General features: G+C 67.0%; 12 protein-coding genes. 3 read left to right on the top strand and 9 right to left on the bottom strand.

The window, feature by feature from the left end; genetic code table 11:
* The 4 genes from BRAS3809_RS27930 to BRAS3809_RS27945 all read right to left on the bottom strand — a co-directional run.
* Positions 1-1,182 (bottom strand): ABC transporter substrate-binding protein (locus BRAS3809_RS27930; protein ID WP_035659101.1); only part of this gene is annotated, 1,182 nt, incomplete at its 3' end.
* Positions 1,183-2,249: 1,067 nt separating this feature from the next.
* A complete protein-coding gene (locus BRAS3809_RS27935) occupies positions 2,250-3,191 on the bottom strand; it encodes a DUF4253 domain-containing protein (RefSeq protein WP_240535787.1) in 942 nt (313 codons plus the stop codon).
* Positions 3,192-3,577: 386 nt separating this feature from the next.
* On the bottom strand, positions 3,578-6,721 hold the full coding sequence (locus BRAS3809_RS27940; RefSeq protein ID WP_008965354.1) for a multidrug efflux RND transporter permease subunit: 3,144 nt from the start codon (positions 6,719-6,721) through the stop codon (positions 3,578-3,580).
* Positions 6,722-6,748: 27 nt separating this feature from the next.
* Positions 6,749-7,930, bottom strand: coding sequence for an efflux RND transporter periplasmic adaptor subunit (locus tag BRAS3809_RS27945; protein WP_008965355.1), 1,182 nt, complete (start codon positions 7,928-7,930; stop codon positions 6,749-6,751).
* Positions 7,931-8,489: 559 nt separating this feature from the next.
* Between BRAS3809_RS27945 and BRAS3809_RS27950 the strand changes: the two genes are divergently transcribed.
* A complete protein-coding gene (locus BRAS3809_RS27950) occupies positions 8,490-9,554 on the top strand; it encodes a dienelactone hydrolase family protein (RefSeq protein WP_008965356.1) in 1,065 nt (354 codons plus the stop codon).
* A 100-nt stretch (positions 9,555-9,654) separates the two neighbouring features.
* Positions 9,655-10,140: a hypothetical protein gene (locus BRAS3809_RS27955; RefSeq protein WP_008965357.1), complete on the top strand. Its 486-nt coding sequence runs from the start codon at positions 9,655-9,657 to the stop codon at positions 10,138-10,140.
* 295 nt (positions 10,141-10,435) lie between these two features.
* Here BRAS3809_RS27955 and blaOXA read toward each other — a convergent pair whose 3' ends face one another.
* From blaOXA to BRAS3809_RS27975, 4 genes are all read right to left on the bottom strand, one after another.
* On the bottom strand, positions 10,436-11,254 hold the full coding sequence (gene blaOXA, locus BRAS3809_RS27960; RefSeq protein ID WP_008965359.1) for an OXA-1091 family oxacillin-hydrolyzing class D beta-lactamase: 819 nt from the start codon (positions 11,252-11,254) through the stop codon (positions 10,436-10,438).
* A gap of 84 nt (positions 11,255-11,338) precedes the next feature.
* On the bottom strand, positions 11,339-11,623 hold the full coding sequence (locus tag BRAS3809_RS27965) for an EscU/YscU/HrcU family type III secretion system export apparatus switch protein (RefSeq protein WP_008965360.1): 285 nt from the start codon (positions 11,621-11,623) through the stop codon (positions 11,339-11,341).
* The gene (fliK, locus tag BRAS3809_RS27970) at positions 11,620-13,266 is read right to left on the bottom strand and encodes a flagellar hook-length control protein FliK (protein ID WP_008965361.1); all 1,647 of its coding nucleotides are present in this window, start codon (positions 13,264-13,266) and stop codon (positions 11,620-11,622) included. The genes BRAS3809_RS27965 and fliK overlap by 4 nt, the downstream gene beginning before the upstream one ends.
* A 62-nt stretch (positions 13,267-13,328) precedes the next feature.
* Positions 13,329-14,111, bottom strand: a complete 783-nt coding sequence (locus BRAS3809_RS27975) for an ATP12 family chaperone protein (RefSeq protein WP_008965363.1) — start codon at positions 14,109-14,111, stop codon at positions 13,329-13,331.
* Between the two features lie 90 nt (positions 14,112-14,201).
* Here BRAS3809_RS27975 and BRAS3809_RS27980 point away from each other — a divergent pair, with 90 nt between their 5' ends.
* A complete protein-coding gene (locus BRAS3809_RS27980; RefSeq protein WP_008965364.1) occupies positions 14,202-14,642 on the top strand; it encodes a hypothetical protein in 441 nt (146 codons plus the stop codon).
* A gap of 97 nt (positions 14,643-14,739) precedes the next feature.
* Here the strand turns inward: BRAS3809_RS27980 and BRAS3809_RS27985 are convergent.
* Positions 14,740-15,788 (bottom strand): RluA family pseudouridine synthase (locus BRAS3809_RS27985; protein ID WP_035659104.1); only part of this gene is annotated, 1,049 nt, incomplete at its 5' end.

Genomic DNA, 15,788 nt, shown 5'->3' on the forward strand with positions numbered 1-15,788 from the left:
GAAGTCGACCACCTGGTCCATCGCCACCAGGAAGTCGGCGGCGAACGGCGCGGTGTTCTTGAAGTTGGGGTCGTTGAGCACGCCCTTGTGGCAGCTATAGCCGCCGAGCGACCACCACTTCTTCTGGGTATCGAGCGAGGCGAACCACTTGATGTAGGCGAGCGCCTCGGCACGGTTGGGCGAATAGGCCACCACCGAGATGCCCTGCCCGCCGAGCTGCGAGCCCTTCTCCTTCTGCGCCGGGTTGACGAAGAAGCCGATCTTGTCGCCGCCGACATTCGGATCCTTGTAGAGGCCCGGGAAGAACGCGAACCAGTTCATCTGCAGCGCGACCTGGCCGGACTTGAAGGCGTCGAGCCCTTCCTGCATGTAGCCGTTGGAATAGCCTGGAGGCGTGCAGCACTTGTACAGCGCCTTGTAGAATTCCAGCCCCTTCACGGCGTCGTCGGAGTTGACGAAGCCCTGCATGTCATAGGGCTTCTTCGGGTTCTGGTACTTGAATCCGAACGGATAGAGCGCGTTGGTCACGCCCATGGTGATGCCTTCCGAGCCGCGCTCGGTGAAGATCGCCGCGCCATAGACGGTCTTGCCGTCGATCACGCGCTTCTGGAAGAACTCGGCGATGTCCTTCAGCTCGGATTGCGTCTTCGGCACCTCGAGCTCGCGGCCGAATTTCTTCTTGAACTCCTCGCGGATCTCCGGCCGCGCGAACCAGTCCTTGCGGTAGGTCCAGCCATTGGCGTCGCCCATCGCCGGCAGCGCCCAGTAGTTCGGCGAGCCCTTCGGCCATTCGGCATAGCCGGTGACGGTGGCCGGCATGAAGTCGGAGATCTTGATGCCTTCCTTGTCGAAGAACTCGTTGAGCTTGACGTAGTGGCCGTTCTCGGCGGCGCCGCCGATCCATTGGGAGTCGCCGATCATCAGGTCGCAGAGCTTGCCCTTGGAGTTGAGCTCGTTGAGCATGCGGTCGGCGAAGTTCGGCCACGGCACGAACTCGAACTTCATGTTGACGCCGGTTTTCGCGGTGAAGTCCTTCGACAGCTCGACCAGCGCGTTGGCCGGGTCCCATGCGGCCCAGCACAAGGTGATGGTCTTTCCTTCGGCCCGTGCCGGCGCGGATGCGCCGAGCCCTGTCGCGGCGGCGACGGTCGCCGCCAGTGCAAATGTCTGCAGCAACTTCATCTGGCACTCCCTCCCTGTTGGCGCCGCCCTGCCTTCGCGCAGGGACCGGCGATATTCAGCCCGCGGCCAAATGCGCCGTCACAACGACAGCGGGAGCCGCAAGCGTTTCCTCATCGTCCCGGATCAAACGTCCGAGTTAAGTATTTTGTTTAGTAGATTTGCACGGACTAAACATGTCAAGCGCGATTTCAGGCGTTTTGCGATGCGTCATGTTTAGCGAATGCGGTAAACGGCTCGTCTTGCAGATCATTTTCCAGAGATGGCCGCGGCACAATTTCTGCGGCATGTCGGCGCAAGGTCCCGGCGCCCAACCTTGAGATGCGCCCGCATCGTCATCTCGGCATGAGCACGACGCCCAGCAGACGCAAACTCTGACTTCACAGCTGTCGAACAGCGCCGCTGGCATCGCGGCGCGAACCCGCCGCATCCGTCGGCTTTCAAGCATGAGGAGACATGACATCGCGATCCCGCGGCTGATACGCCCGGGCTTTGCATCCGTCGCCCTCTTCCTTTTCAAGAAGAGGCGCAGGGAAGGCCGGGAGCCTGCCGCCCCCATGGCCCCCGTGCAGAGAAAAATGCACGGGGCAGGAACCACAGGTTCGGCTGGGAACATCCCGGCCTTCCCTGCGCGATGGTTTGAGCGGATTATACGTGCTCTCCTTGGGGACCGGCTTGATTGCCCCCATCGCGAACGGATCATCATCCCGCCCGCTTGACCTCGGCACCGGGAGGCCAGGACCACACGATTTCACCGTCGCATCGCTCCGTTCGTCCGCCCGGCCGAAACCAGGCTGCGGAGCAACGCGCCCACCGCATCGCGGACCCGACGTTCGTGACGATCGCGAAACGTCCCTCTTGGCGGGCCCGGACGCGCGGAAATGTGGAGGTGATTTGCCCGACGACACAAGTGATCAGCCCGCGACAAACTGGCACGACGGGCAATCGGCGCATGGCGGCCTTGCGCGGATAGCCCGTCGGGCAGATCGGAGCCGAGGTCAGCGGATCAACAACTATCAGCTACCACGATGTTCTCCTGGTAGCCGTCCTGAACTCAGACCAGCCGATCTTCAGTCCCACCAGAAGTACCACCAGTCGCTGCTCATCAAGGCGGCGGCGAGCGCACTGAAGGTGCCGACGCCCTGGTCGATATTGTCGGGACAATAGACATAGTGCTCGCGCGCCAGCGCGAGCGCCTCGTCGCGGGTCTGCGGCCGTCGCGTGACGCGCAGGTTGATCACGTCCGAGGTGATGGCGACGAGTTCGGCGCCGTAGCGGTCGCGCCAGCTCCTGAACGCGGCGACGTGCTCCTCCGGCTTCGGGCAGCCATTCCAATGGCCCCAGCGCAGAATGGCCGGGATGGTCGTCCAGTCGTCGGTCGGCGCCAGACCGATGATGACCTTCTTGAGCGGCTGTCCAGTGCGATAATCCGTGACGACCGACAGGCCATCCATCGCATCCGTCGTGTCGGGCCAATCGCCGAGCGGCGGCTCGCGGCCGGATCCGAGCATCGCGGCGATGGTCTCGTCGCGTGTCAGGGTGCGCGGCTGTCCGTCCTTGCTCTCGGTGATCACGGGCAAGGGCATGTCCGGCTTGGCCGCCAGCATCTCCTTGAACTGCCTGATCGCGGCCTCGTTGCTGTCCTTGCTGCGCTGGATGAAATCATCGGGAAACCTGATCGACGCAGCGTCGCGCAGGATGTCCTCGACCGGCCGGAGCGGCGGGCCGTAAGGTCCATGCGGTGCGAACGGCGTCAGCAGGTTGCCCAGGGACTGGTGCTCGTCCTCGCCGCCGAGCACCACCGGCGTGCCCTGCCCGGCCGCCTTGAGCTCCTGCCATTTGGCCAGAGCATTGTCGCCCGTGGTTTCGATCAGCTTGAGCGGAAACGGCGCCATGGCCTGGCGCTGATACTCGCGCGCGCTATCCTCCGGTGTCACGGCTTGCGCCCTCCCTGGCATCGTCGCGCCCAGCGCGCCCGCGAGCAGCCCCGTCAGCACATCCCGCCGTTGCATCGGACGCCCTTCATCTCTCAATGCGTGATCAGTATGATCATATATGTTCGAGCCGGATTCTAGGCGCAACCACGACATCTGACGTCGTACCGCGGGCCTTCACCAGCCACAGCGGAAAAGTTGACGGAAGCCCTGGCCTTAAATCTGCCGCCCACCTCGATTGGTGGTCATGGGTCCCGGCGTTCGCCGGGACGACACTGATGATGACGTGAGAGCCGGGCCGAAGACTCTGCCGTCGTCCCGGCCTTGAGCCGGGACCCATAACCACCGAAGCTGGAAGTGAAGCGAGCTGGAACTCAGCCGACCTTTACTGTGAAGGCGCTTCACTCCCGCCATTCGTGGGGAAGACGCGCAGAAGCTGCGCGTCTCTTCAGCGGGACATGGCCTCAATGCGCCGCCGACGGCACCTCCACCTTCGGCGCCTCGGCGACCGCCGCCTTGTCGCGGCTGAAGAAGCGGATCACCATCACGAAGAACACCGGCACCCAGAACACCGCGAGGAAGGTCGCGGTGAGCATGCCGCCGAGCACGCCGGTGCCGAGCGCCTGCTGGCTGGCGCCGCTCGCGCCGGTGGCGATCACCAGCGGCACGACGCCGAGGATGAAGGCCAGCGACGTCATGATGATCGGCCGGAAGCGCAGCTCGCAGGCGGTCACCGTCGCCTCGATCAGCGGCGTTCCGCGGGCCCGCAGGTCCTTGGCGAACTCGATGATCAGGATGGCGTTCTTCGCCGACAGGCCGATGATGGTGATGACGCCGACCGTGAAGTAGACGTCGTTCGGCAGGCCGCGCAGCCAGGCTGCCGCCACCGATCCGACCAGGCCGAGCGGCACCGCGAGCATGACCGCGAACGGGATCGCCCAGCTCTCATACAGCGCGGCGAGGCACAGGAAGACGAACAGGATCGACAGGCCGAGCAGGAACACCGCCTGCGAGCCCGCGAGCTTCTCCTGCAGCGACTGGCCGGTCCAGGCATAGCCGAAGCCCTTCGGCAGGGTGCCCATCAGGCGCTCCATCTCGGCGATCGCGTCACCCGAGGTGTAGCCGGGCTTGGGATTGCCGGTGATGCGCACCGACGGATAGCCGTCGAAGCCGACCACCTGGGTCGGGCCGACCGACCAGGCGATGCGCGAGAACGACGAGAACGGCACCATCTCGCCGGCGCTGTTGCGCACGCTGTAGGTGAGCAGATGCTCCGGCTTGGTCCGCTTGTCGTCGTTGGCCTGAACGATGACGCGCTGCATGCGGCCGAGGTTCAGGAAGTCGTTGATGTAGTTCGAGCCGAGGCTGGTCGAGATCGCGCCGTTGATCGCGGCGAAGGTCACGCCGAGCGCGGCCGCCTTGGCGCGATCGATCTCGAGACGCACCAGCGGCGCCGGCGGCAATCCCTCGACGCTGAGCTTGCCGAGAACCGGGGAGCTCGCGGCGGCCGCGAACAGCTGGTCCTTGGCCGCCATCAGCGCCTCGTAGCCGCGCTGCGAGCGATCCTGCAGGCGGAAGCTGAAGCCCGAGGTGTTGCCGAGATTGTCGATCGGCGGCGGCGCCAGCACCGACACCTCGGCATCCCTGATCTTCGACAGCTCCGGGTTCAGCCGCGCGATCAAGGCGTCCGCGCTCTCGTTGCGGCCGCGCTCCGACCAGTCCTTCAACGTGACGAAGGCCTGTGCCGTGTTCGAGCCCTGACCGTAGAAGCTGAAGCCCGCGATGAACGACACGGTGTCGATGCCGGGCGTCTCGGCGAGCGTCTTCTCGACCGTCTTGATCACGTCGAGCGTGCGGTTGGTGCTGGCGTCGGGGGGCGTCAGCACGTCGACCATCACGAAGCCCTGGTCGTCGACCGGCAGGAAGCCGCCGGGCAGACGCCACAGCGAATAGCCGAGCCCCGCCAGCAGCAGCACATAGATGATCATGAAGCGGCCGCCGCGCGCCACGACCCAGCGCGTCGCGGCGCTGTAGCGGCTGGTCACCCGGCCGAACCAGCCGTTGAACCAGCCGAAGAAGCCGCGCTTGGCATGGCCATGCCCCTGCTCGATCGGCTTCAGCAGGGTCGCGCACAAGGCCGGCGTCAGCGACAGCGCCAAAAATGCCGAGAAGCCGATCGACACCACCATCGAGGCGGAGAACTGCTGATACATGATGCCGACCGAACCAGGGAAGAAGGCCATCGGCACGAACACCGCCATCAGCACCAGGGTGATGCCGATCACCGCGCCGGTGATCTGCTCCATCGCCTTGACGGTGGCCTCGCGCGGCGACAGCCCCTCCTCGGCCATGATGCGCTCGACGTTCTCGACGACGACGATGGCGTCGTCGACCAGGATGCCGATCGCCAGCACCATGCCGAACATGGTCAGCACGTTGATGGAGAAGCCGAGGCTGAGCAGCACCGCGCAGGTGCCGAGCAGCGCGATCGGCACGACGATGGTCGGGATCAGCGTGTAGCGGATGTTCTGCAGGAACAGGAACATCACGAGGAACACGAGCACGACGGCCTCGCCGAGCGTCATCAGCACCTTTTTGACCGAGGCGGCGATCACCGGCGTGATGTCGTAGGACACCTCGTATTTGACGCCGGGCGGGAAGAAGCCGGCGAGCTCGGCCATGCGGGTCTTGACCGCCTTGGCGGTGGCGAGCGCATTGCCGGTCGGCGCCAGCTGCACGGCGACGGCGGCCGCGGGCTTGCCGTCGAGCCAGGACGAGAACGCGTAGGTGAGGCCGCCGACCTCGATCCTGGCGACGTCGGACAGCTTGACCGTGGAGCCGTTGAGATTGGCGCGCAGCACGATGTTGCCGAACTCCTCCGGCGATTCGAGCTGGCCCTTCACCAGCACCATGTTCTGGGTACGCTGGGTCGACGGCGACGGCGGGATGCCGAGGATCCCGGAGGCGACCTGCGAGTTCTGCGCCGCGATCGCGGCGTCGACGTCCTGCGCGGTCAGGCCGAGGCCGAGCAGCTTGTCGGGATCGAGCCAGATGCGCATCGCGCGCTCGGTCGCGAACAGACGGGCACGGCCGACGCCCGGCAGGCGCCGCAGCTCGGGCAGCACGTAGCGGGTGGCGACGTCGCCGAGGCCGATCTCGTCGAGGCTTCCGTCAGTCGAGGTCAGTGTGACGAACTGCAGGATGGCGCTGGAGGCCTCGAGAATGACGATGCCCTGCTTGCGCACCGCCTCGGGCAGGCGCGGCTCGATGCGCTTGATGCGGTTCTGCACGTCGACGGCAGCGAGCTCGATGTCGGTGCCCGGCTTGAACTGCGCGATGATCTCGACCTCACCCGTGGTGTCGCTGGTCGATTCGTAGTTCAGGATTCCGGAGGCGCCGTTGAGCTCCTCCTCGATCAGGCGCGTGACGCTGTAATAGAGGTTCTCGGTCGATGCGCCGGGATAGGCGGTCGAGATCGAGATCGAGGGCGGCGCGATGATCGGATATTGCGCGACCGGCAGGAACGGAATCGAAAGGATGCCGCCAAGACAGATGAAGATCGCCACGACCCAGGCAAAGATCGGACGTGCGATGAAGAAAGGTGACATGGGAAATGGTCTCCGGGCCGGCCGCGTTCAGTTCGAAGCCGACGGCTTGTCGGACCCGGGGCCCTTCCACGCCACCGGCGTGACCGCGCTGCCGGGGCCGAACTTCTGGAAGCCGTCGACGACGATCCGCCAGCCCGGCTTGAGACCGTCCTCGACCAGCATGCCGCCATTGAGCGCGCGCCCGAGCCGCACCGGCTGCAGGTTCGCCCGCCCCTCATCGTTGACGACATAGACGGCGCTGCCGCCCGCCGTCGTCCGCTGCACGGCCTGCGACGGCACGACGATGCCGGCGGCATCGATCGCCTCCTCGATCTGCACCCGCACATACATGCCCGGAAGCAGCTCGCCCTCCGGATTTGGAAACTCGCCGCGCAAGGTCACCTTCGCGGTGCCGGGATCGACGCTGACATCGGAGAACAGCAGCCGGCCGGGATGCTTGTACATCGAGCCGTCATCGAACAGCAGGCGGACGCGCGCCGCCTCCCGCGACACGCTCTTCAGGCGGCCTTCGGCCAGATCGCGCCGCAGCTGGTTCAATTCGTCCACGGATTGCGTGAAGTCGGCGTACACAGGATCGAGCTGCTGGATGGTGGCGAGGTGCGTCGTCTCGTTCGGATTGACCAGCGCACCCTCGGTCACCAGCGCGCGGCCGATGCGGCCGGAGATCGGCGCTCGCACCGTGGCCCAGTCGAGATTGAGCTGCGCCTGCGCCACCGCAGCCTTCTGGGCGGCGACGTCGGCCTGTGCCTGGCGCTCGGCGGCCACCGCGAGCTCGTATTGCGCCTGGGTGGTGGCCTCGCCCTTCAAGAGATTCTTCAGCCGATCCTCCTGACGATCGGCCTGATAGAGCACGGCCTCCGCCTTCGCGAGCGCCGCGCGCGCCTTTTCGAGTTCGACCTCGAACGGCGCGGGATCGATCCGGTACAAGGCCGCGCCGGCCTCGACCATGCCGCCCTGCTGAAAACTGCGCTCGATCACGATGCCGCTCACACGCGGCCGCACCTCGGCGATGCGCATCGACGTGATCCGACCCGGCAGATCCTTGGTCAACGTCACCGGCGCCGACTCGAGCTTCACGACACCGACCTCCGGCGCATTGGCGGCGTGCGGCACGGCTGCGCCGCCACCGTCGCCGCATGCTGCAAGAGAGAGAACCGAGATTGCAGAGAACACAACGCCGGCGGAACGGATCAACTGCTCTTTCGACATGAAGCCCATCTAAGCAAATCGCCGGCGCACAGAGATTTCACAGCGATCAGACCAGATCGTCGAAGACGATCCGATCGTCCGGATTCGAAGATCGCCGCTCGCGAATTTGGCGCGCCGTATACCACCGTCGCGAGCTGACGCACGTTCGTGCGGCGGTTACATAGGTGACGCGCCAGCGCTCGACCAGCGACGTTCCTCGACAAAACCGGGGGCTGCGACAACGCGTCAGTGGCTGGTCGCCGCAGCCCCCGCACACTTTGTCGCACTGGTGTCTTGCTCATACCGCGAAAGGCAGCTGATAGCGCCGGTAGCCCGCCACAGAACGACTCGTCATCAGCACCAGGTCACCGTCGGGGACTCATCGGTCCGGTCGAAGCCGCAGTCTTCGCATCGCCTCCGGCTTGCCGATCGGCGTTGATGACGCACCACGGTACGGCTAGCGCAGCGCGTTCTCCACGACCGTGCGTCGGCGGGCCTGCGCGGCCGTTTGACAGCCTCGCGCCTGCCCGTTCTACTGAGCTGCAAAGCCGCGCGACAAGCGGCATGCAGGAGGATCGTCATGGAGCGGCACACCAACGACGCAGCGGCGAGATACGCGCGTGGTTTTTCATGGGTGAGGTGGCGGGCCGCCTGGCGCGCGCGCCACGTGATCGCAGCGGTGCTTGCCCTGCTATATCCCGGGCTCGGCGGCACAGCCCATGCGCAAGGCATTTCCAAGGACGTGCCGGCACGGATCGAGATGTATCCGATCCCCTCGCTCACTCTGTCCGATCGGCAGTTCCTGTCCGGCGACGAGGGCGGCAAGCCGGTCACCGTGGTCGGTGAGCTGCGCGTCGCGCAGGGCAGCGGCAAGCTGCCGGTCGTGGTGCTGATGCACGGCTCGGGCGGCGTCGGCGGCAACATCGCGGCCTGGACACGGACCTTCAACGCGATGGGCATCTCGACCTTCGTGATCGACGGCTTCACCGGCCGCGGCATCACCGCGACCAGCACCAATCAGGCGCAGCTCGGCCGCCTCAATCTCATCATGGACATCTATCACTCGCTCGACGTGCTGGCGAAGCATCCGCGCGTCGATCCCGACCGCATCGCGCTGATGGGCTTTTCACGCGGCGGTCAGGCGGCGCTGTATGCGAGCCTCGAGCGCTTCCACAGGCGCTGGAATACGTCAGGACTGCAATTCGCGGCCTATATCCCGTTCTATCCGGATTGCTCCACGAGCTATCGTGGCGACACCGATGTCGTGGCGCGGCCGATCCGGATCTTTCACGGCGGACCGGACGACTACAATCCGGTGCACACCTGCAAATCCTTCGTCGAGCGGCTGAAGGCTGCGGGACGCGACGTCGAGCTGACCGAATATCCGGACTCGCCGCACGGCTTCGATATCGGCCTGCTCGGCGCCAACATGCTCGCCATCGCGCCGAAGGCCCAGACCGTGCGCAACTGCCGCATCGTCGAAGGCGACGGCGGCATGCTGATGAATGCCGAGACGCAGCAGCCCTTCACCTATCAGGACCCCTGCGTCGAACTTGATCCGCATGTCGGTGGCAATCCGGCGACCGCGGAGGCGGCGCGCCAGGCGGTGACGGATTTCCTGCGTACGCTGTTCAAGCTCTCGTGAGCAAAAATAGAACGAATCGGATCAATTTTTGAGGTGACGGATCGAACGTATCGTGTGTTCCTGCGTTGTCGCTCGCTTTTCGACGATGAAACGGAGCCCGATGATGCGCGCCTCTCGCCTTGCACTTCCCACCCTGCTCGCTGCCCTCGCCGTGGGCGGGGCGGCCCATGGCGCGCCCGCCTCGCCGTTCCGGGCGCTGGAAGGCGCCTGGACCGGCGGCGGCGTGATCAGCCTGTCCGACGGCAACCAGGAGCGGCTGCGCTGCCGCGCGGCCTATGACGTCGGGGGCGCCGGCGAGCAGCTCCGGCTCAACATCCGCTGCGCCAGCGACAGCTACAACATCGACCTCTCCAGCGACGTCGCCTATCGCGGCGGCGAGATTTCCGGCCAGTGGACGGAGTCGAGCCACAATGCCTCGGGCACGATCGAAGGCCGCGCCGTCGGCAACCGCATCGAAGCCCAGGCGCGCGGCCAGACCTTCTCCGCCGGCCTGGCGCTGACCACCAGCGGCAAGCGGCAGACGGTGTCGATCCGCCCCGCCGGCACGGACATCAAGGGCGTCGATCTCGAGCTCGCGCGGCGCTGATGAAAACGTAGGGTGGGCAAAGTGCCGCCGTCAGGCGGCGCGTGCCCACCGCGGTCGTGCCACAGGCGAGACGGTGGGCACGGCGCGCGACACGGCCGCTCGCAACTCACAACTTGCCCTGCGTCTTTGCCCACCCTACGACTCTGCACGCATTGCGAAGCGCCGCTCTCACCACGTCATTGCGAGCGCAGCGAAGCAATCCAGTGTTATGGGTGAGACTCTGGATTGCTTCGTCGCTTCGCTCCTCGCAATGACGTGGTGAGAGCGTGGGGCCGCCATCGACAGCGTAACGAGATCACACCGCGCCGATGTCCTTCAGGCACGCCTGCGTCAGCGTCATCCGGGCCTCGACGTGGCGCGGCTCGGGGCAGTCCATGTTCATTGCGAACACCGTCGGCTGGTCGCCCTTATCGACCCAGCCGACCATCCAGCCGAGCGAGCCCTGCTCCTTACCGAGCAGCCCCGACTTCGCGTGGATCACGGCATCACCGACCTTGGTCGTCGGGATGATGTCGCGCGTCAGATCCTGGCTGCGCTTGGCGACCGGCAGCGCGCCGCGCCGGAGGCGATCGATGAAATCGACCTGCTCGACCGGGTCGATGCGCAAGCTGCCGGTCAGCCAGAACTGATCGATGCCGCCGCCGATGTCGTGATTGCCGTAGTCGAGCTCCTCGAGATATGTCTGCATCCGCTCCGGCCCGATCCGGCGCGCGATCTCCTGATAGACCGGCACGGCCGAGACCGCGATCGCGCTGCGCAGCGTATGATCCTTGTTCCAGGCCTCGATCGGCCTGGTGACGCCGTCCCATTTGAACACGTCCTTGTCGGGATCCTCGACGACGCCGGTGTCGAGCGCGATCAGCGAGTTGGCGATCTTGAAGGTCGAGGCCGGCAGCTTCGCCTCCCCGGAGCGCTCGGTGTCGCTGGCGATGATGAGATACTCCTCGACCTTGTAGGCGAGGAACGTGCCCTTGGTGCCGATATCGGTGAAGCGCTGCGCGAACGAGGGGCGGATCTCGTTGCGCGGCGGCGCGACATGCGCCAGCGTGCGCGCGGGCAACAGGCCGGCCCCGGCGATCAGGCCAAGCACGTGACGGCGGCTCATCATCGGCATTGCGTCATCTCTCCGTCGAAGTCCGTTTCTCCCTATCACAGGGCGATGGCGATCGAGGCATGACGGAGATCACAATGCGGCGCGCTAGCGCACCGGCCGCGACAGGTTCAGCACGAACACCAGCACCTCGGCGACGGCCTTGTAGAGCTCCTCGGGGATCTCGTCGCCGAGCTCGACATTGGAGAGCGCGCCGGCCAGCACCTCGTTCTCCTCGATCGGGATGTCGTGCGCCTTCGCGACCTCGATGATCTTGGCGCCGATCGTGCCCTTGCCCTTGGCGACGACACGCGGCGCGCCGCCCTGGCCCTTCTCGTACTGCAGAGCGACGGCGAGCTGTGTCTTGTTGGCGGCCTTCACGTCGATGCTCATAGCGCGCGATCCAGGAAATGGCCGGCCTTGGGCGGCATCGCGGCCGGCGGCGCGCCGTCCTGCACGACGAGGTCACCGGGCGAGAGTTCGGCGCGGCTGAGCGCCTGGCTCAGTTCGGAGAGGCCGGCGCGCAGGCGCGCCGCGGTCGACGGGCGCTCGGCCCACATCCGCACCGAGGTCCGCTCGGCGTTGAACGAGATCAGCGCATGCACCGGACCAGCCGGCTCCACATCGAGCGAGAAGCGCGCGCGCCAGGTGCGCTTGGCTGCGTCGGGCGCCTGCGTGCCGCCGTCGCGCGAGATCTCGAACTGCGCCATCGCGGTGCCCTGCGGGGTGGCGAAGGGGATCTCGAAATTCCAGCGCGGCTGCGTGGGATCGTTGCGCGGAGACGACGCGTCCGGTCGATCCGGCAGCGAGGCGACCTGCAGCAGGGTCTGGCGCGACAGCGCCTGATCGGTCTCGTCGAGCAGGCGATGGGCGATCGCCGGCAGCGGCGTGTCCTGTGTGAGCGTCGGCATCGCGACATGCTGCGGCACCGGCGCGCCGCCGCGGAATGGCGGCGGCGGGGTGTTGGTGCGGACGACCACGTCGCCGCGGCCGTTGCGGCCGGGAACGAGCCCGGCGGCACGCGGGATCTGCTGCTGTGCCTCCTGCAGCACGGCCAGCACCGCGCCTGGGGTCAGCGACTGCGCCTTCGCGCCGGTCAGGCTCTCGATCAGCGCCGATCCGGTGAAGCCGGCGGACGCCGCATCGGGTGGTGCCATGCCTGCCGCCCAGAGCTGCGAAGGCTGCGGCGGCAGCTCGATCTCGATGTCCGGCACCAGCGACGGCCCACCATTCTGCTGCGCGGCCGCGGCGCGGCCGGCTTCCGACAGCACCGCGGCATAGGACGCGCCCGGCGACGGTGTCGACGCGGTCGTGCCGGAATCGACGCTCGCGAGCACCGTGGCCAGCGTCTGGCGCAGCACGATCAGCGCGGCCTTCAGATCCGATGGCGCCGAAGCGGCGCTGCCCTTGGCCAGGGAGGTTTCGAGAAACAGGCCGGAGTTCTGGACAGCGGCCTGAACGTCCTCGGCCGTCAGGGCCGACGTCAGCGGCGTCTGCTGCGCCAGCACCTGATTGACCGCGGTGCGCAGCGCGGGCGGCAGGTTCGGCGAGTCGGCGACGGCCTGCAGATCGGCGAACAGCTGGCCCTGGCTGCCCTGGCGGGTAGCGGCCTCCTCGCTCGCGATCGACACGGCCAGGCGCTCCAGCCCGGTCAGCGGATCCGGCGGCGGCGCCGAGGTCGGCGCGAGGCGTCCGGTGACGTCGACGACGGTGGCCGCAGGAGTGGGCGCGCCGCCCGTGCCGGAGGCCGTGCCCTGCCCGACGATGGCGAGTTGCAGTCCCTGCGCGGTCTGCGACACCGCGACCTGCACGGACTGGCCGGCCTGCAGCGGCAATTCGCTGGCGAGCTCCAGCGACAGGTTTCCAATTGCGACCTGAACCAGGTTCTCGGCGAGCACCTGCTGCACCCGGGCGCTGATCAGCGTGCCGGCCTGCAGGGTGGTGCCCGACGGCGCGCTGGCCGCCGCGCCGGATGCCGCGGTTCCCACGCTGCGAACGGCGCTGACGGCTGACGGCGGGGTGACACTCTGGACCATGCGCGTACTCGGTTTACGCGCGGCAGACTAGACCTTTGCCCTAAACCCGGCGTTAACCGGCCTCAGACGGCGGCATCGACCGCCCGGAGGATGCGGACGGCGGCCTGGTAGTCGATCTGCTTGGCGGCGCGGCGCCGCATCGCCTCCTCGTCGGCGCCCCATTGCTCGACATTCCAGTCCTCGTCGACATTCGCGGCCGCCCAGACCTGGTCGGCATCGCGCACGCCGTGCGCCAGCGCCAAAGCAAGAAGCGCCGAGCCGGTCACGGTGGTCACGACATGCGCGGCCGCCACCGCCCACGGGCCGGTCGGCAGCACCTCGCGCGCCGCCTGCACCGCGGCATCGGGCTGGCTCACATGCATGATGCCTTCGGACAGAATGAAATGCGCGCCGAGACTGTCGCGGGCCCAGTCCAGCACAGGGTCCCAATGCTCCGCCTCGCGGTCGACCAGCCCCTCGGGATGGCCGGCGCGGTAGAACAGCAGGTCGGACTGGAGGTATCTGGCGATGTCCTCGCGCACGTCATCGACGCGCTCGACCACCGACTGGACGACGCTGTTGGCAAAACGGGTCAGCGGCATCGTCGCGGGATCGATCGTCTCGCCCTGGGCCCCCCATTCCGCGGCAACGGCTTCAGCCAGCTCCTTGACCGGAACCACGACGATCCGGCCCGACGGCGTGCGGATCGGCCGGCCGTCCAGGGTGACATGGAAGCCGCCCTCGGCCTCCGCGCTGCCCGCCTCCTTGTAGAAGCGCTTGCGCTGGGGCGCGCGCATCGCCTGGCGCGCGGCCTCCTGCGGATCGGGCTTGCCCTGGCCGACAACCTCGTCAAACAGCTCTCGCATCAGAATTCCGGCCCTCCTGCAGGGAAGATCACACGGGATTTGTTGTTTGCGCGGTAGATAAGCCCTGATGGACCGAAATGCGAGCTGCCGATGCGTCTCCTGCTTGTCGTCCTCCTGCTGCTCGGCAGCGCTGCCCCGGCGGCCGCCGGCTTCCGAACGCCGGAATCGCTGGTGCGCAACGTCTATGCGCATTACGGCCAGGGCGCGCCGGAGCTCTCCGCCGGCCTGCCGCGCACGGCCGAGATCGCGGGGCAGTTCTTCGACCCGAGCCTCGCGAAAGCCTGGGCCGCACCGCGGCGCGAGCCCTACGACTTCCTGGTGCAGAGCCCGCGCTGGAAGCTCGGACCGGTCGCGATCTCGATCCTGCGCCGGCAGTTCGACAAGACCTATGTCGCGGCCAGCTTCGACAACCAGGGCCGGCGCATCTCGCTCAACTTCATCGTCGTCAAGGGCCCGGACGGCTGGGTGATCCTCGACGTCGAGACCCCGCACGATTCGCTCAAGCTGTTTTTGGAGCAGTTCGGGAAATGAGGCATGTAGCCCGGATGAGCGCAGCGACATCCGGGGTCTCACGCGCTTTTCGATTGAACCCGCATGTCGCTACGCTCATGCGGGCTACGAGAGCTCGTCACTCCTCCGGCGCGTTCTCGATCGGGTCGAAGCGGTCGTGCTCGAGGCCGAGCAGGTTCCAGGACTGCAGCATGTGCGGCGGCAGCGGCGCGGTCACGTCGATCACGCCGCCGCGGGGGTGCGGGATGACGATGCGGCGCGCGAGCAGATGCAGCCGGTTCTGCAGGCCGCCGGGCAGCGACCAGTTCTCGATGTTGAAATATTTGGGATCGCCGACGATGGGATGGCCGATATGGGCCATGTGCGCGCGCAGCTGATGGGTGCGGCCCGTGACAGGCTTCAGCGACACCCAGGCGAGCTTGGTGGCCGAGGCCTCGACCACGGCGTAGTAGGTCACCGCGTGGCTGGCGCCCTCGTCGCCATGGGCGGCGACGCGCATGATGGTGTCGTCCTCGCCCTCGTCCTTGGCGAGATAGGTCGAGATGCGGCCCTGCTTCGGCTTGGGCACGCCGGCCACCAGCGCCCAATAGACCTTGCGGGCCGAGCGATGGCGGAAGGCGCCGGTGAGATGCGTCGCGGCGAAGCGGGTCTTGGCGATCAGCAGGCAGCCGGAGGTCTCGCGGTCGATCCGGTGCACGAGCCGCGGCTTCTGGCCCTTGGCGTCGCGCATCACCTCCAGCATCTGGTCGATGTGCCGCGTCATGCCGGAGCCGCCCTGTACGGCGAGGCCCGCCGGCTTGTTGAGGACGAGCACGTCGTCGTCCTCATAGAGGGTCATCGCCTTCAGGCTTTCGAGTGTCTTGCGCTCGCCCTCGGTGAGGCCGGCGCGCTCCTTCGGCGCATCGAGCTTGAGCGGCGGGATGCGCACGCTCTGGCCCTCCTCCAGCCGGTCCTTGGAATCGGCGCGCTTGCCGTCGACGCGCAGCTCGCCTTTGCGGACGATGCGCTGGATGTGGGAGAACGACAGGCCGGGGAAGCGCGCCTCGAGAAAGCGGTCGACGCGCATGTTGTTCTCGTCGGCGGTGACCACCACGGTCTGCACCTTGGTCGGCAGCAGCGGCGCCTCCGGCTCGGCCCTCTTCGGCGGCGGTGCCGCAGGCGGCTTGC

It is taken from the genome of Bradyrhizobium sp. STM 3809, from assembly GCF_000239795.1.
GTDB lineage: Bacteria > Pseudomonadota > Alphaproteobacteria > Rhizobiales > Xanthobacteraceae > Bradyrhizobium.